15 protein-coding genes are annotated in these 18387 nt (G+C 33.4%); 7 read left to right on the plus strand and 8 right to left on the minus strand.

All coding sequences use genetic code 11. The features are described from left to right. Positions 1-18 precede the first annotated feature (18 nt). The 3 genes from ACVBED_RS01935 to ACVBED_RS01945 form a co-directional block, all read right to left on the minus strand. On the minus strand, positions 19-906 hold the full coding sequence (locus tag ACVBED_RS01935) for a Ppx/GppA phosphatase family protein (protein ID WP_473094409.1): 888 nt from the start codon (positions 904-906) through the stop codon (positions 19-21). Then, a complete protein-coding gene (gene ppk1 / locus ACVBED_RS01940; protein ID WP_447120892.1) occupies positions 903-2963 on the minus strand; it encodes a polyphosphate kinase 1 in 2061 nt (686 codons plus the stop codon). The genes ACVBED_RS01935 and ppk1 overlap by 4 nt, the downstream gene beginning before the upstream one ends. A gap of 225 nt (positions 2964-3188) precedes the next feature. Next, positions 3189-3668, minus strand: coding sequence for a c-type cytochrome (locus ACVBED_RS01945; protein WP_447120893.1), 480 nt, complete (start codon positions 3666-3668; stop codon positions 3189-3191). Positions 3669-3959: 291 nt separating this feature from the next. On the opposite strand from ACVBED_RS01945, the gene dnaK reads away from it, so the two are divergent. Continuing rightward, complete coding sequence (gene dnaK, locus ACVBED_RS01950) at positions 3960-5855, plus strand: molecular chaperone DnaK (protein ID WP_447120894.1); 1896 nt, start codon at positions 3960-3962, stop codon at positions 5853-5855. A 187-nt stretch (positions 5856-6042) separates the two neighbouring features. Continuing rightward, positions 6043-6489, plus strand: coding sequence for a hypothetical protein (locus ACVBED_RS01955; protein ID WP_447120895.1), 447 nt, complete (start codon positions 6043-6045; stop codon positions 6487-6489). A gap of 196 nt (positions 6490-6685) precedes the next feature. Here ACVBED_RS01955 and ACVBED_RS01960 read toward each other — a convergent pair whose 3' ends face one another. Next, entirely contained in the window at positions 6686-7171 is a 486-nt protein-coding gene (locus ACVBED_RS01960; RefSeq protein WP_447120896.1) for a hypothetical protein, read from the minus strand. A 173-nt stretch (positions 7172-7344) separates the two neighbouring features. On the opposite strand from ACVBED_RS01960, the gene ACVBED_RS01965 reads away from it, so the two are divergent. The 4 genes from ACVBED_RS01965 to ACVBED_RS01980 are packed head-to-tail and all read left to right on the plus strand — an operon-like array spanning position 7345 to position 11931. Continuing rightward, the gene (locus ACVBED_RS01965; RefSeq protein ID WP_447120897.1) at positions 7345-8361 is read left to right on the plus strand and encodes a nucleoid-associated protein; all 1017 of its coding nucleotides are present in this window, start codon (positions 7345-7347) and stop codon (positions 8359-8361) included. Between the two features lie 51 nt (positions 8362-8412). Beyond that, entirely contained in the window at positions 8413-10596 is a 2184-nt protein-coding gene (locus ACVBED_RS01970; protein WP_447120898.1) for an ATP-binding protein, read from the plus strand. Between the two features lie 7 nt (positions 10597-10603). After that, positions 10604-11152 carry a biliverdin-producing heme oxygenase gene (locus ACVBED_RS01975; protein WP_447120899.1) on the plus strand — a complete coding sequence of 183 codons (549 nt, stop codon included), beginning with the start codon at positions 10604-10606 and terminating at the stop codon, positions 11150-11152. Between the two features lie 44 nt (positions 11153-11196). Continuing rightward, positions 11197-11931 carry a DNA-formamidopyrimidine glycosylase family protein gene (locus ACVBED_RS01980; protein ID WP_447120900.1) on the plus strand — a complete coding sequence of 245 codons (735 nt, stop codon included), beginning with the start codon at positions 11197-11199 and terminating at the stop codon, positions 11929-11931. A 45-nt stretch (positions 11932-11976) separates the two neighbouring features. Here the strand turns inward: ACVBED_RS01980 and cysK are convergent, their stop codons facing one another. Together cysK and epsC are read right to left on the minus strand one after the other, a co-directional pair. Continuing rightward, positions 11977-12915 carry a cysteine synthase A gene (gene cysK, locus ACVBED_RS01985; RefSeq protein WP_447120901.1) on the minus strand — a complete coding sequence of 313 codons (939 nt, stop codon included), beginning with the start codon at positions 12913-12915 and terminating at the stop codon, positions 11977-11979. A gap of 113 nt (positions 12916-13028) precedes the next feature. Beyond that, complete coding sequence (epsC, locus tag ACVBED_RS01990; protein ID WP_447120902.1) at positions 13029-13844, minus strand: serine O-acetyltransferase EpsC; 816 nt, start codon at positions 13842-13844, stop codon at positions 13029-13031. 281 nt (positions 13845-14125) lie between these two features. Between epsC and ACVBED_RS01995 the strand changes: the two genes are divergently transcribed. Continuing rightward, a complete protein-coding gene (locus ACVBED_RS01995) occupies positions 14126-15052 on the plus strand; it encodes a malate dehydrogenase (RefSeq protein ID WP_447120903.1) in 927 nt (308 codons plus the stop codon). An 87-nt stretch (positions 15053-15139) separates the two neighbouring features. On the opposite strand, the gene ACVBED_RS02000 is transcribed toward ACVBED_RS01995, so the two are convergent. Continuing rightward, positions 15140-17362 carry a M28 family metallopeptidase gene (locus tag ACVBED_RS02000; RefSeq protein ID WP_447120904.1) on the minus strand — a complete coding sequence of 741 codons (2223 nt, stop codon included), beginning with the start codon at positions 17360-17362 and terminating at the stop codon, positions 15140-15142. Positions 17363-17489: 127 nt separating this feature from the next. After that, positions 17490-18353: a GIY-YIG nuclease family protein gene (locus tag ACVBED_RS02005; RefSeq protein WP_447120906.1), complete on the minus strand. Its 864-nt coding sequence runs from the start codon at positions 18351-18353 to the stop codon at positions 17490-17492. Positions 18354-18387 lie beyond the last annotated feature (34 nt).

The raw sequence follows: 18387 nt of genomic DNA on the forward strand, positions 1-18387 counted from the left end.
TATAAAATAGATTTTAAATTAATTTTTTTCGGTGATTTCAGAATAAATGCTTTTGATTAAACCGTCCGCAACAGAAATTCGTGGCACAAATATTTTGTTAATCTTTGCCCAATGCATCACATTATTAAATATTTTTAAAGCCGGAACAATAACATCAGCACGGTCTTCCCGAAAATTATATTTTTTCATGCGCTCTTTCATGCTCAAATCGTTTAGTTCAGTATAATGTTTTTTGAGGTAAGAAGTTGCCATTGGTTTTCCATCTTTGGTTTTACTCATTGAGAAAATTTTATTAATATTTCCACCTGAGCCAATTGCACTTACAGATTTTTCACTCACAATGTTATCATGAATAGAATCTTCCATTTCTTTCCACATTTCTTTGGTGACTAAACCGTTTAGCAGACGGATCGTGCCAATATTAAATGATTTTTCAAAAACCATTTTACCATTTTCAAAGAAAGTTAATTCTGTAGAACCGCCTCCAACATCAATGTATAAATAGGATGAGGTTTGATCTAAAATTTCCGCGCTGTGGTTTTCAAAAACTAATGAAGCTTCTTCGTCACCGCTGATGATTTCTATAGAAATACCACTTTCATTTTTTACTTTTGTTAAGATATCCTGTCCATTTTTTGCATCTCGCATTGCACTCGTAGCGCATGCTCTGTAATGTTCAACTTTATATATTTTCATTAAGTCACTGAAAATAACCATAGTTTTTAAGGTCATTTCTTCCCGCTCTTCGCCAATTTTGCCTGTGGAAAAAACGTCTATTCCTAAACGCAAAGGAATTCTTAATAAATTTAATTTTACAAATTCAGGAGGTTTTTTTCCATCTTGAATAACTTCATTTATCAGCAATCTTGCGGCATTACTTCCAATATCAATCGCTGCTATTCTCATAATGTTTTACTTTTTAAATAGTGGTATGTTTCTATCTGTGATCTGAAATCAGGCTCGTCGTTTTTTTTATAATTATTTTTCAGTTTATTATCTAAAATCCGGGCCTTTACATTATCTTTTAGTTGGATTTCCAAAATATCTTTCAATTCTTTTTTAAGATTTTTCTGCGTAATTTTTACGGCAGCTTCTATTCTATAATCTAAATTCCGCGTCATAAAATCTGCGGAGGAAATATACATATCTTCATTTCCTCTGTTATAAAAATAGATAACTCTTGCGTGTTCTAGATATTCATCAACAATAGAAACAGCATTAATTTTTTCTTTAAAATAATCCTGGTTTACTGCGCAATAAATGCCCCGAACGATCATTTTTAAGACGACACCAGTTGCTGCCGCAGCGTATAATTTTGTAATTAATTCTCGGTCACTTAAGGAATTTACTTTAATTATAATTTCTGCTTTTCTACCGTTTTTCGCCTCACTTATTTCAACATCAATTTTTTCTAAAAAAGTGTTTCGCATGAAGTTGGGACAAACTAATAATTCTTGGCAACTTCTTAAGGCAACTTCTGGGTTTTGTTTTGGTTTATTAAGCAAATTAAAAACTTTGTTGATGTCTGCCATTATTCTCCGGTTAGAAGTCATTAATAAATGATCACCATAAATTTTTGCTGTTTTTTCATTAAAATTCCCTGTAGAAACAAAGCCAAATTGCAGCGTTTTATTTTGAGATCTTTTTTTGATGACGCAGAGTTTTGCGTGCACTTTTTTATCTGGAATTCCCACTAAAACTTTTACGCCTTCTAACTCCAATCTTTCCTTCCAAAATAGATTGGCCTCTTCATCAAATCTTGCGCGCAGTTCAATCATCGCCGTCACTTCTTTACCATTTCGCGAAGCATTTATCAAGGCATTTATTATTTTTGAATTACTTGCTAATCTGTAACCCGTAATTGCGATTGATTTCACATCAGGATCCATTGCCGCCTCTCGCAACAAATCGATCACAGGAACAAAACTGTGGTAAGGAAAACTAAGAAGCACATCTTCTTTTAAAAGTACATCCATTACTCTCTTTTTCTTAAATTTTGGATGTAAAAATGAAGTCCTTTCTACCGGTATTTCCTCATTTTCAAATATATTAGGAAAATCCATAAAATGTTTAAAATTATGAATTTTATCTCCCGGAATTATACTGTCTTTTTTGGTTAAATTTAATCTTTTAATTAAAAACTCTAGTAGATCTTTATCCATTTCACGGTCGAAAACCAAACGCGTTGGTTTACCTTTCCGCCGATTTTTAATTCCTTTTTCAATTTTTGCTGCAAGTGTCGTTTTTATATCATTATCAAGATCAAATTCTGCGTCTTTTGTCACTTTAAAAGCGTGCGCAGAAAATTCATCAAACTCGAAATAGGAAAAAATATGTGGAAGATTATAAATAATAACATCTTCTAAAAGCATGACGTTTTTCTGATCATTTTCTGTTGGCAAAATTACAAATCTTCCGAGCGCTCGGGACGGAATTTCTATAATGGCGAAATTCTCAGAATTTTTTTGGAAATTCTTCTTCATTGCAACTCCCAAATACAAGCTTTTGTCCCTTAAATAGGGCATTTGCGAATTTTCATAAAGTATTGTTGGGATCACATTTGACTCTACATCTTCATCAAAATAAGTGGTAATAAATTCTTTTTGTAGTACTGTTAAGTTTTTTGAATCTTTAATAAAAATCTTCTGCGAAGCCATTTCTCCTTGAATTTTCTCCCAAGTTCTACTAAAATTTTGCTGTTGGTCTAAAACAATATTATTTATTTTAGCTAAAATTTTTGAAGGAGCTTGAAAAAAAGATTCAGAGATAATCTTCTCATTAAAATCCATTGCCCGTTTTAAACCAGCAACTCTAACCCGAAAAAACTCGTCTAAATTATTAGAAAATATTCCTAAAAAACGAATGCGAAGATGTAGCGGCACGCTTTCGTCCATCGCTTCTTGCAAAACACGCTCATTAAAGGCGAGCCAAGTAATATCTCTGGCATTAAATTGGTGGGGCATAATTAAGAATTAAACTCAAAATTAACAATAATATTAAGAGATTTACGGTAAAAAACAAAGTATTAATATTTTCGTAATATTTAACACGCCGTAAATTTGATTTTCTATAGATCGGGATCTGTGAAGAAAGTACATAAATAAAGGTGAAGTATTTTTATCTCACTATTAAAATATTGATTTGATACCTTCTATAAGGTTTTCTTCAATTTTCTGAGTAAAATAAAATTATTTAGCGCCATCGTTTTTTCTTAAATATTCGTAAACAGCACGCGTTTGAGAATCATCTAAATTTTGATAGGGCATTCTCATACCGTACAATGCCAGTTGTTTTTTTAATTCAGGATCTACTTCAAGCATCGCATCGGGATTAGAGATAAAATTCATAATCCAAGAAGCGGTATGATTTTTTGTAATACCTTTTAAACCTGGACCAACTAATTTTTCATCCGTGAGATTGTGACAAGAACTACAATTGGTTTCAAAGACTGTTTTTCCTTCTTCCGCTATTTTTGAATTAAAGTTTGAAACATCAATATTTTTATATTTTCCAAGACCAATGTTTGGATCATAATTTTCTACTAGCGCATTTTTCGTCGAAGCGTTTCCTTGTATTGAATCTGTCGTTTGGTTCGTCTTTTTATCGCCACTACATGATAGAAGTAGTGCTGAAAAAGTTAAAAATAACAGCGATTTAATCTTGATCATTTATTTTAAATTTATTTAATAATTATTATTTTCTTCCCTCAAAGATAGATTTATTTACAAGTATAACATCATCACAATAGGCTTAAAATCGCCATAATTATATTTTAATTTCGTAAAAAATTGTAGATGATTTCTGAGGATTTTAATTTTTATAAAGCAGTTTATCTCATTTGTTTTAAAAAGTCTTCTCATTTTGAATATGTCAAAATGTCACAAAACTATCTGTGGTATAAAAATTGAGAATTGGGCATCGTACGAAATAATAGAACATTCAATATAAAAAATAAGAATATGAGTAAAATAATTGGAATTGATTTAGGTACAACAAACTCTTGTGTCGCCGTAATGGAGGGAAAAGATCCTGTTGTAATTCCTAATGCTGAAGGTAAAAGAACAACGCCATCTATTGTTGGTTTTGTAGAAGATGGTGAAAGAAAAGTGGGTGATCCTGCAAAAAGACAAGCCGTAACCAACCCAACAAAAACGGTTTATTCCATTAAAAGATTTATCGGGACGCACTTTACAGATGATGCAACCGAAGTTTCAAGAGTGCCGTATAAAGTTGTAAAAGGTGCAAATGATACTGTAAAAGTAAAAATAGACGAAAGAGAATATTCGCCACAAGAAATTTCTGCAATGATCTTGCAAAAAATGAAAAAAACGGCGGAAGATTATTTAGGTCAAGAAGTAACGAGAGCAGTAATCACGGTTCCTGCTTATTTTAATGATGCACAAAGACAGGCGACTAAAGAAGCCGGTGAAATTGCAGGTTTAACTGTTGAAAGAATCATTAATGAGCCTACAGCAGCAGCTTTGGCTTATGGTTTGGATAAAACTCATAAAGATCAAAAAATTGCAGTTTACGATTTAGGTGGTGGTACTTTTGATATTTCTATCCTTGATTTAGGTGATGGCGTATTTGAAGTATTATCTACAAATGGAGATACGCATCTGGGTGGTGATGATTTTGATGATGTAATTATCAACTGGATGGCTGATGAATTTCATAAAGAAGAAGGTGTAGAATTGAAAAAAGATCCTATCGCACTTCAGCGATTGAAAGAGGCGGCTGAAAAAGCAAAAATTGAATTATCATCTTCTGCACAAACGGAAATTAATTTACCATATATTACTGCGACTGCTTCAGGTCCGAAACACATGGTAAAAACATTAACTAAAGCAAAATTTGAGCAATTGGCTTCAGATTTAGTGAAACGTTCTATGGATCCTTGTAAAAAAGCATTATCTGATGCAGGATTAAAAATTACCGATATTGATGAAGTTATTTTGGTTGGTGGTTCTACAAGAATCCCAATTATTCAGGAAGAAGTAGAAAAATTCTTTGGTAAAAAACCTTCAAAAGGCGTAAATCCAGATGAGGTTGTTGCATTAGGTGCAGCGATTCAAGGCGGTGTTTTAACAGGTGATGTGAAAGACGTTTTATTATTAGACGTTACACCATTATCTTTAGGAATTGAAACTATGGGTTCAGTTTTCACTAAGTTAATCGACGCCAATACTACTATTCCTACTAAAAAATCTGAAACTTTTTCCACTGCAAGTGATAATCAACCAGCAGTTTCTATTAGAGTTGGACAAGGTGAAAGACCGATGTTTAATGATAATAAAGAAATCGGACGTTTTGATCTTACAGATATTCCACCAGCACAAAGAGGTGTTCCCCAGATTGAAGTGACTTTTGACATTGATGCAAATGGAATTCTAAATGTTTCTGCGAAAGATAAAGGAACAGGAAAAGAGCAAACCATTAAAATTCAAGCTTCTTCAGGTTTATCCGAAGAAGAAATTGAAAGAATGAAAAAGGAAGCGCAGGAAAATGCGGCAGGTGATGCTAAGAAAAAAGAAGAAGTAGAAGTTTTAAATAAAGCAGACGGATTGATTTTCCAAACAGAAAAACAACTGAAAGAGTTTGGTGAAAAACTTTCTGCAGATAAAAAAGCAACAATCGAAACTGCACATACAGAATTAAAAGCGGCTTATGAAACCAAAGACGTAGAATCTATCAAAACCAAAACCGAAGCATTAGATGCAGCGTGGATGGCGGCGACAGAAGAAATGTATGCTCAAGGGCAAGGACAACCGGGTGCTGAACAAGCAAAAGGAAATCCTGAAGGAAATTCTGGAACAGAAGATGTTCAGGATGCTGATTTTGAAGAAGTGAAATAAGACTTTAAAATCTTAGAAATAAAAATTCCCTGGGTGAAAGCTTGGGGAATTTTTTTGTTTTAATTTAATAGTAAAAAAGTTATGTTTTCAATATTTCAATATTTCAATATTTCACAATTTATTCTTATCTAAAATGAGATTTAAAGCAATTTTTTTTCTAATTAACACTTTTTGTATCTTTGATAATATGGCAGTAAAAATAAAAACATTAGAATACTTTCTTTTCAATATTGGTGGCCATTTTGACGGCTATAATCAGATAAGAATTAAAGATAATTCATTTGAAATATCAAAGTCACAAGTAGATCATCTTAATATTTTGCCTGATCCCAATGATACTATTTTTGAGGACTTGAAATATGAACTTATTGATGTATTAAATGAAATTCAAATTTCGAAGTGGGATAAGAGATATTACAACGCTGGTATTTGCGATGGAACCGTATGGGAATTAGAAATTAGATACAATAAGAGAAAAACCAGCAAAGTATCTTTTGGAAGTAATGCCTGTCCAAAACTTACAAAAATAAATAATGAATTTATTGTGGAATCTGCGGATGATTACACAAAAGAATTTAAGAAACTTCTTAAAATTCTAAATAAATTAGCCAATCAGAAAAACTACTTCTACTAGAAAAATTACCATGACATCAAAAGATATAGAGCAGAAGTTTGCAATCCGTGTCGAAAAATTCACCGAGCGAAAACTTGGGGAATTTATAATTTTGTTTTTAAAATTTAAAAATCGGAGACTATAACTAATTCAATAAAAAAAGCGGAACTCCAAATCGGAAATTCCACTTTAATTATTCTAAAAACCTTCTTAACGATTAATCATTATCGTCATTCTCGTGCTGGTTTTTGTTTTTATGACGTTTGCCATTATTTTCACCATCATTGTTATCTCCTTGATTATAGTTTCCGTCATTATTATCGCCGTTATTCCAACGATTTCTTTTTTTCTGCTGACCTCTTGCATAATCTGTCGCTCTGCCGCCATACATTTTTTTGGCTTGTCCAGGCGGAAGATTCCTTTGCTGAGCCGTAGAATTACCGCTTCTCTGTAAAACTCCTGGGCTACCGTAAATATCACCGGTGCGAATTACTCTACCGTTTTGATAAACATTACCATTTCCATCTCTGTAAATATCGCCTTGTCTATAAATAGTTCCGTCGCCAGTTCTGTAAACTCCTGAATTTGGATAATTGTTACCTGAATTTGGATAATTATTTCCTGCGTATGGGTCTGTTGCTGCACATGAGGCTAACAGAAAAGCAAACGATGCTCCTAATACTATTTTAAAATATTTTTTCATAATACTGATTTTCTGTATACTAACCAAAGGAAGTGCCACAGAATATTAATGGTCAGTTTCAATCTCTTAAAATAATAGTTGGCATTAAAATTTAAATACAATTTTTTATTTTTCTTTAAAAATTTCCTGCTTCAACCATTTAAAAATATCTTTGCCTACAATAAATTTTCAAAATGCTCTCAAAAATTATAGTTCATAAAGTCGGGAATAAAATCAATCAGGAAAACCTTTTTCTTTCGGAAGAAGAACTTCAGATCGATGAAGATATGAAGGAATTGTTGACCGATTATTTCCTGAATGCTTTTAAATCTGAAGAACAGTTTCAGTTTTACAGCGATTCGTATTTATCTTTAAATCCGGTTTATTCTTCGGTTGCAGAGATTTTTGAAGACAAAGACAAGTTCAGGTTTGAAACTGAAAATATCGCCAAACATTTGTACGAGATCAGTGATAATCCGCGCGTTCAGGGCGGTGAATTATTTGTGGTTTACTTTGAAGGTGGCGTGACGGAAGAAGGAAATCAAATTGATTCCATCGGGATTTTTAAGACCGAAAATAAAAATCCTTTTCTTAAAATATTACCGAAAGATGAAAATTACGAAATCGAAAAAGATTATGGAATTTCTTTAGCCAAATTAGATAAAGGCTGCTTAATTTATAATACTGATAAAGAATCTGGTTTTGCGATTTCTGTGGTTGATAATAACAAAAACGGTGATCAATATTACTGGTTTGAAGATTTTCTTAAAGTAAAACAACGGGACGATGAATATTTTCATACGCAGGAAACTTTGTCGGTTTTCAAAGATTTTGTGATCAAACAATTGCCGCAGGAATTTGATGTCAATAAACCTGATCAAGCCGATTTTTTAACAAAATCAATCAATTTTTTTAAGGAAAAAGAAACCTTTGATTATGAAGAATTTACCAAAGAGGTTCTTAAAGATGAAAACGTAATTGAAAGTTTTTCTAATTTTAAAAGTGATTATGAACAGGAGATGCAGGTTTCCATTTCGGAAGAATTTCCCATTAATCAAACTGCGGTAAAGAAAAACCAGCGTTATTTTAAAAGTATTATTAAACTCGATAAAAATTTCAGCATTTATGTTCATGGTGATCGAAAAATGATTCAGCAAGGACAAGATGAGAATGGAAAATTTTATATGCTTTATTTTGAAGAAGAAAAATAATTTTTTACAAATAAAATATTACCTTTGAGTATCTTACCATTATAATTTTCTATGGATTTTGTCGCCTGTCATGATGAGCAGATTCATATTCCCGGATATATTCAAAGTTTTGGATTTTTGCTGGGATTAGACTCTGTAACTAAAAAAATTAAATTTCTGAGTGAAAATATCTCCGAAATTTTTCAGTTTGATACTGCAATTTTTGGAAAGAAGATAACGGATTTTCCTAGTGTTTTTTCAGAACTTATTTCGGCTGAAAGTTTTATAAATTTAGATAAGAATATGCAGTTGGAAGCAGAAATTTCTATTGACAAAATTACTTTAGAAAATGGTATCTATCATTTTACCACCTTTCGTTCAGGTGATACTATTTTCCTGCAATTTGAGAAAGAAATTAAAAGTGCAGGTGAAAAAAAATATCTTACCCGCAAGTATGAAAATATTAATAATGCAAAACATGAAAATGATATTTGGATTAATTTACTAAGTGCTTGCAGGGATTCTGTAAATTACGACCGAATGATGGTTTATCAATTTTTAGAAGACGGCAGTGGAATAGTGGTTGCTGAAAATAAAAAGGCAGATATCGAAAGTTATCTTCATTTGCACTATCCTGAGACAGATATCCCAAGACAAGCCAGAGAATTATATCTTAAAAAGCGAAAAAGAATTTTAAGCAACGCAGACGCAAAAAATGTTGCCATTTTGAGTAATTCTGAGGAAAAAATAGATCTAACATATTGCAGTCTGCGTGCAATGTCGCCGGTCCACACTCAATATTTGAAAAATTCTGGATGTACATCAAGTTTCAGTACATCTATTATTATTAATGAACAACTTTGGGGATTAGTTACATGTCAAAATATTTTACCAAAACATATTGATTTTGAAAGCAGGATCAGAGCCGAAGTTTTCACCATAATCGCTGCAAATACTTATACAGCATTTCAGGCAAAACAAAACTTACAACTTAGCTTAGAACTTGATAAAAAGAATGCCTTGCTTATGCAAAAATTTCTGAAATTTGAGAATTTAGATTTAGCGCTTTACGATAATATTGAAGAAATCTGCAAGTATCCGAACGCGGATGGAATTGCAATTGTCATCCGAAACAAGATTAAAACTTTTGGAGACACGCCTTGCGATGAAGATATTTTAAAGATAGGAAATTGGGTGCAAAATGAATTGGATGAAAATTTCTTTTCAAGTAATGAATTTAGAAATGTGTATTTTCCAAATATACAGCATGCGGCTGGAATGGGGGCGGTGTATTTAGACAAATCAAAAAAAGAATTGATATTGTGGTTTCGAAAGGAGCTCGATAAAGAAATTCTTTGGGCTGGAAATCCCGAAAAAAAGTTTGAACCAATAGAAGAAAATGGTATAGAGAAAATGGTGATTTCTCCGAGAAAATCTTTTGCGGCTTACACACAAAGCGTTAAAGGTAAATCCGCGCCCTGGCAAGTAAATGATAAACTTGCTATGAGGAAAGTAGTGGAAATTATTTTAGAAGCTTCGCATAATCAGTTTGCTAAAGTTAAAGAATTGGTTGACGAGCTAAAAATTGTTAATGAAGAACTGGATAGTTTTTCTTACACAGTTTCTCACGATTTAGGAACGCCACTCACTGTGATGAAACTTAATGCACAAATGATCTTAGTGAAAAATAGAGATAATGAAAATCTTCATTTAAGAGTAAATGGAATTATCTCCGAAATAGACGGTATGGCTGAGATGATGAGAAATGTTCTTCAGCTGAGCAAGTCGAAAACGCAGGAAATTGAGCTAAAAGAAATACCTACAAAAACTTTAATTCAAAAAATAAGCAGCGATGCTAAAATCACCTTTGGAGCGGATAAAACGCAAATTTTATTGAAGGATTGCCCCGCAGTTTTTGCAGATAAGACGATGCTTTACCAGATTTTTTTAAATGTAATTACCAATGCTGTAAAATATTCTGCAAAACAGGAAAATCCTTTTGTAGAAATTAGTGGTGAGATTATCGGTGATGATGTCATATATAAAATTTCAGATAATGGAATTGGTATTCAAAACGATGAAAAAGGAAAGATGTTCAAAGTTTTTAGCCGGCTTGATAATGCAAAATCCTATAAAGGAAACGGAGTAGGTCTGTCGATTGTTAATCGAATAATGCAACGTATCGGCGGTGATATTTCATACGAAAGTGTTCCAGATAAAGGCACAACTTTTATCTTAAAATTTAAAAAACCGTAACAAATTAATGATTTCTACTCTTTTAAAAGAACACACAAAAAAATTACACGATCTTGTAGAAGAAAAATTATTGTCTAAAAAAATAATGGACCGTAGTTTTGATTTAAATGACTACCGCTATATTATTAATCAAAATTATAATTTTTTGAATCATTTTGAAGAAGAAGTTTTCGCTCAATTTTCCACCGAAACTGCTAAAAAACTTCAGTTAAATAAAAGAAGAAAATTGGATTTTATTGAAAAAGATATTTCTCTTTTAGAAATAAAAATCTCGGTTAAGCAGTTTCCAATTTTAATAAAAAAAGAGGCAGAAGCTTTCGGAATATTATACGTAATGGAAGGCGCAACTTTAGGTGGAAACATAATTGCGAAAAATCTCTCGAAAAATTCAAATTTTAGTAAAATGACCTTTAATTACTTTGGTTGCTACGGCGATGAAACGGGCTTTTTGTGGAAATTGTTTAAAGAAGTTTTAGAAGAAAAGGCAATAGATTCCGAACATGAAGGTTTTATAAAAGGTGCAAAAATTGCCTATCAATTTTTATTAGATCATTAAAATTTAAAATAAATTTCATCACTTAATTTTAAAAAATTCAGCAAATGCCAGAAGGGCCAACCATAAAATTCCTAAGCACAAAATTGCAGAAATTTGTGGGTAAACAAGTCACGGAAGCATCTGGTTATGGCGAAATGGATAAATCGAAAATTGAGAATATTAAATTAGAAAATATTGAAACATTTGGTAAAAATCTGATTTTTGTTTTTAAAGATTTCTTTGTTACGGCACATTTTGGACTTTTTGGAAGTATGCTCATTGACGAACGAAAAAAAGTGAATGCCAGTTTTGCATTGCATTTTAATGGTGATGAAGTGAATTTCTACGTCACGCGAACTAAATTATACGAGGGAAAACCGAAAGATTTTTTTAATTTTAAAACTGATATTTTAAAACCAGAATTTGATAAAAATTTTGTTCTTAAAACTTTAGAAAAAAACTTCTCTGATAAAATGATCGGGGATGTTTTAATGGATCAAAGTATTTTCACGGGTGTCGGAAATATCATTCGGGTCGAGGTTTTGTACCGGTCGAAAATTCATCCAAATAGTATTATCGAAAAAATTCCAACTAAAAAATTAAAGGATTTAGTAGAGATTTCGGCGCTTTACGGCGAAGAATTTTTAAATCAAATGACTACAAATGCGGTTAAAACTGGTACTTTGATTTATGGTAAAAAAGTTTGTCCAGTTCACGATATCGATTTAGAAATCGAAGTGATGGGAAAAGTAAAACGCAAGACTTACTGGTGCAAAAAATGTCAGAAATTATACGAATAAAAAAATCCCGTTTATAAGCGGGATTTTAAATGTTTAATAGAAGTTCTATTTGTTCTCGTGATAAACGTTTTCTCCGAAAAGTCCATCCACAGACCAGTATCTTTCGCCCGTATCATAGTTGAAAGTCAAAACTGTTGAACCTTCAGGAATATCAGCTAATTTCTTGTTAATTGCTGCAAGAGATGCGCCAGTAGAGATCCCAGCTAAAATTCCTTCCTCAGCTGCTAATCTTTTAGTAAAAGCAAACGCTTCAGTTTTTTCTACTAAAATTGTTCCATCAAGAATATTGGTGTGTAAATTTTTTGGGACGAAACCTGCGCCAATTCCTTGCAAGGGATGATGTCCAGGCGCACCGCCAGAAATTACGGGTGAGTCTGCTGGTTCTACAGCAAAAGTTTGCATATTCGGAAATTTCTTTTTCAAAACTTCGGCTACGCCTGTGATGTGTCCGCCGGTGCCAACGCCTGTAATGTAATAATCAATGCCGTCAGGAAAATCATTAAGAATTTCAAGAGCGGTTGTTTTTGCATGAATTTCAAAATTTGCGGGATTTTCAAATTGTTGTGGAATCCAAGAGTTTTGAATCTCATTTCCCATTTCAATCGCTTTTTTTATCGCGCCAGAGGTTCCGGCTTCTTTCGGTGTCAATACGAATTGGGCGCCATAGGAACTCATTAATTTTCGGCGTTCAACGCTCATGCTTTCTGGCATTACCAGTACTAATTTGTAACCTTTTACTGCACAAACCATGGCTAAACCGACACCAGTATTTCCCGAAGTGGGTTCAATAATTAAAGTGTCTTTATTTATTTTGCCTTCTTTTTCTGCTTTTTCAATCATCGCTAAAGCGATTCTGTCTTTTAAACTTCCACCTGGATTTTGTTTTTCTAGTTTCATCCAAACTTCTATGTTTTTGGGGAAAATTTTATTCAGTTTTACAACTGGTGTATTTCCGATGGCTTCTAATATATTATTTAATTTCATATGTAAATTTTTTTATTTTTATTACTATACGGAATCGTCTATTTGCATCTGTTATTGTGCAAAATTTATTACTGGCGATTTCATAAAATATAGTTCTTATTTGATAGTTTTTTTTAAATACTAAAAACGATAGGCTCGTGCGTAGGAAATTTATTTTTTACCGTGACTTGACCTTTGTGAAACACGACTGAATTTGCAGCGACGCTTTCCGTGATCCAAACATTTCCGCCAATCAAGGCGTTTTTACCAATTACTGTGTCACCACCTAAAATAGTTGCATTTGCATAAATGACGACGCCGTCTTCGATTGTTGGATGCCGTTTTACATTTTGTAAATTTTTGGCAACAGAATGGGCACCTAAAGTCACACCCTGATAAATCTTAACGTTATTTCCAATAATCGTCGTTTCTCCAATGACAATTCCTGTGCCGTGATCTATAAAGAAATGTTCCCCAATCTCTGCGCCAGGATTAATGTCGATTCCAGTCTTGCTGTGAGCAAATTCTGTCCAGATTCTTGGAATTAAAGGAATTCCACTTTTATACAGCTCGTGCGAAAATCTATAAATCGCAATGGCAAAAAATCCCGGGTAAGAAAACATTACTTCTTCCTTACTTTTTGCGGCAGGATCGTGATCTGCGATGGCTTGCGCATCATTTTCTAAAGTTTGATAAATCTTTGGAAAACTTTCAAAAAATCGGTCGGTTTTGAGAAGGTCTTCTACTTCTGTGACTGAAAATAAAAGGCCATTAAACTCATTTTTAAACTCATTTAATCTTGACTCAATAGTACTGAGATCAGAGCATCTTTGGTACTCTAAGAAAAATATAAATCGGAAAAATCGATCGATAAAATCTTCTATTTTCTTTTTGTCGATGTCATATTTTCTAGTAGAATATCCTTGGTGCAAATGTTTTGCGAAGCCCATCTTTTATTTAAATTTACAACAAAGATAGTATTGATTTTTGCTAAATTCATTGACCTGAGTTAACAAATTAAAATGACCATGATTGATTTAATTTATGATATTTAATAAAACTTTAATAAGTACAAAATTGCGCAAAACTTTAACATTTCGTAGATTTGGATTTTATCATAATTATTAGAATAAAAATTACGTGAAGAACTAGTTTTCATTTTCCTGATAAAAAAAATAGATATGAAATCGCAAGTTTCTATATTTTCATTAAAAACAATAAATATTATAATATGAAAGTTACCGTAGTTGGCGCTGGAGCAGTAGGCGCAAGTTGTGCAGAATATATCGCAATGAAAAATTTCTGTTCGGAAGTTGTTCTTGTCGATATTAAAGAAGGATTTGCCGAAGGAAAAGCAATGGATCTGATGCAAACGGCGTCTCTAAATGGTTTTGATACCAAAATTACTGGTACAACTGGTGATTATTCTAAAACGGCGGGTTCCAAAGTTGCGGTGATCACTTCAGGAATTCCACGTAAGCCAGGAATGACACGTGAAGAATTGATAGGAATTAATGCTGGAATTGTAAAAGAAGTGACACAAAATTTGGTTAAACATTCACCAGATGTGATCATTATTGTGGTTTCTAACCCGATGGATACAATGGCGTATTTAGTACATAAATCTTCGGGCTTACCAAAAAATCACATTATTGGTATGGGCGGTGCATTAGATTCGGCACGTTTCAAATACAGGTTAGCTGAAGCTTTAAATTGTCCAATTTCTGATGTTGATGGAATGGTTATCGCCGCTCACAGTGATTCAGGAATGTTACCACTTCTATCGAAAGCAACTAGAAACGGCGTTTCTATTTCAGAATTTTTAGATGAAGAAACTCAAAATAATTTAGCGGAAGCCACTAAAGTAGGTGGTGCAACTTTAACAAAATTACTAGGGACATCCGCTTGGTACGCTCCGGGTGCGGCAGTTTCAGTTTTGGTACAATCTATTGTTTGTGATCAGAAAAAAATGATCCCATGTTCTGTAATGTTGAACGGTGAGTATGGTGAAAGCGATATTTGTTTGGGCGTTCCATGTATTATCGGAAAAGATGGCATTGAAAAAATCGTAACTATTTCGCTTACAGATTCTGAAAAAGAAAAATTTGCAACCGCTGCAAAAGCAGTTAGAGAAGTAAATGGTGATTTAGGATTTTAAGAAAATAATCTAAAATTACCTTAAATACAAAAACGTCCCGACATAAAGTTGGGACGTTTTTTTTATAAAAATTACTTTAAAGCAAATCTATTTTAATTCTGTCGCTTTTAAATAATCCGCTAGTTTTTTAATGGATTTTGCGTCAACCATAACCTGTTCTTGGGCTTCACTCCATCTTCTCTGCTCAATCGCTTCACGAATTCCAGGCATTGTTTTTACTCCATAACCAGTATAAAATCCGGGTGCATAAATGGTGTGTTTATACCAAGGACGTCTTGGCAAACCGGTATCAGAAAGTAATTGTTGTTCTGCCTGATAAAGTGATTGGTTAAAAGCGGCATCGGAACTGTTAGTATTTATTTTATTTTGAAAAGCAACTTTCAAATTATCTGTACTTGTTTTTAAATCTTCTAAGGCATTTTGTAAAGGCGAAAAATCCAGATAAGGCACTTCTGGTTTTGCAGTTGGAAGCACTAATTTTTTTGTTGGATCTTGTCCTACCGCAAAGGTATTTGATTGAATTATTTGATTTTCAACCTTTGTACTTTCTCTCGAGCTTTTCAGAAGACTTTGTAATTCTTCGGAATATCCGTCGATTGTCTTATATAAATGCGTGAAATCAAACGGAAGTACATCTGCTTGCGCCATTCTTAATACTGCTCTTCCGGCAGTTTGCGAAAGTGCGACCCCATATTGAAAACCAGGATCTTTAAATTTTTCGTAGAGACTGTACGAATCATAAATTGAATGGTATTCGCCGCCAGAATCTTCACCGCCATAACCAATATTTAATGAAGGTACTCCCGCGTGCTGTATAAAGGAAGAATAATCTGAACCGGAACCTAGGGCGTCTAATTTTAGTTCATTTTCGTCCAATATTTTTTTCTTTGCTTCTGCTCCGTTAGCATTTAATACACGATGCGCTTTTTGTCTGGCAAAAACACTAACTTTAGTTTGCGGATCAATCACTTGTTTTGCGATTTCATCAATTAATGGTTCTAAAGCATGGGAGCCTTCGGCGCCTAAGAATCCACGTCCGTTGCCATCAGAATTAATATAAACGACCGCTTTTTGCTGCAATTCTTTTTGATGCGTTTCCACCCATTCAGTAGAACCCATTAAACCTGGTTCCTCTCCATCCCAAGCACAATAAACTATCGTCCGATCTGGTCTCCAGCCCGTTTTTAGCATTTCACCTATTGATTTTGCTTCTTCCAAAAGTGCTGCTTGTCCACTTATGGGGTCGTTTGCACCGTTAACCCATGCATCTTGGTGATTTCCTCTTATAATCCATTCATCCGGATATTTTGTGCCTTTTATTTTTGCGATGACATCGTAACAAGGAACAATATCCCAGTTAAAAGCCAATTTCAAATGCACTTTTGTTTTTCCTGCACCAATGTGATAAGCAAATGGAAGTCCACCTTGCCAATTATTTGGAACGTTCGGTCCGTCAAGCGCTTCTAACAATGGTTTTGCATCGTGATAACTTATAGGTAAAACGGGTATTTTTAAAATATTTGGTGCGTCTAATCGGTCTATTCTTTTGGCATCTTCTGTGGCGCCAACTCCGGGCGTTAAAGGATCACCGGGATAGATTACCATATCCATAATAGAACCTCTTTGTACACCATATTCATTTCTGAAAGGCCCTTTTGGATAAACATCGCCAGCAAAATAACCATCGTCCATAGGATCACTGTAAATGATGCAGCCGATTGCGCCGTGTTCCTGTGCTACTTTTGGTTTGGTTCCGCGCCAACTGTGGCCATATTTCGCAATGACAATTTTTCCTTTTACAGAGATTCCCATCTCATCCAAAATTTTATAATCATCTGGCAAACCGTAATTTACAAAAACCAATTCTGCGGTGACATCTCCATCTGCGCTAAACGCATTATAGGTTGGCAATTGTCCGGATTGTCCGCTTGAAGGATCTTCGTTTAAAGCGGGTTCTTTCAGAAGTGCGGTATAAGAAGTGGGGGAGGTCATTTCTAAAACCCTTGTTTTTGGTGTTGGAAATAACACATGAAAGGTTTCGATCTGCGCGTCCCATCCCCATTTTTTGTATAGTGCCAGAATATATTCAGCATTTTCTTTACTTCCGGGGGAACCAATGTGATGTGGTTTATCAGAAAGTTTTTTTATGGTAGCGCCAATATTCTCTGCGCTCAGATTTTTATCAAATGAAGATTCTAAAGATAATTGCTTTGTAGTATTATTGTCACTAAAGCCAATTATTTTTTTGGTTTGCGAAAATGAAATTTGAAATAAAAAGACAATTAAAATCGGAGAGAGTTTTTTAATCATTTTGGGAGTTATTAGGTTTTTTAAAATATTGATTTAGAAATATTTAATAAAATTACTAAAAATATTCGCAATAGTTGGAAGGTAGTTTTAATTACTTTTTTTCAGGTATTGAAATATGAGTTATTTTTCATTTCTGAATTTCATCAATATTTTCTATTCTATAAATTTGGTCAATAGTTTTTTTATCAGCATTTTTCCATTCGTGCCATCCGTTTGCGCTTCTGCCCAAAACTACAGCCGCCGCCGCGCTCGGCGAGTTGAAAACAAAATCTTCGGTAAAATAAAAAGTTTCGTTTTCTTGAATCATAATTTTATCACCAATTAACTTTTTTCTAAGACTTTTTACCCAATCTCCCGCCGTATTTGTTTCCTGGGGATTTGCGATGGAATCTTTAAATACTACAAAACCATCATCAATTAATTCGCCTTGGGCATTTGCATTTTTCCCTTTACAATAAAGAATTTCTTTCTGTTGCTTGTTTACATCACGTATTTCTTCAAAAATTGGAAATCCTAATGTGGACAAAAGAACTTTTACTGTATCAAAATTATCTAAAAGATCAGCCTCCATACTTTCAGAAATATATTCTTTCGTTGGAACAGTTTGATTCTCTAAATCGTAGCGATTAATTTCTTTTGCCGTTTTTACTGAAATATATTCTAAAAATTTTACGTGAGATTTGGTAAAAACATCTGATTTTGAAGTGATTGCAATAGCATAATTCCAAAATTCTTTGTTTCTGTTATGGGTTTTGATTCTTTCAAAACAATCATCTGTCTCGCCAATATATGCGATAGGTTTTGATTTTTCTTCATTAATCCCAAAAAGAAAATACATTCCATACTTTCTAATTTCATTTCTTTCGCCACTTTCAATTAATTTTTTTCGTGGAATTAGCGTTGCAAAGATCAGTCTATTTGTTAAGTCTGCGATTTTAATACTTGAAGGATTTCCATCAGGCAGGAAAATTTGAATAGTTTGAGGTCTCATTTTTAGTTTGTTATTTAAAATCTTTGAACTACCA

The organism is Halpernia sp. GG3, assembly GCF_052976925.2.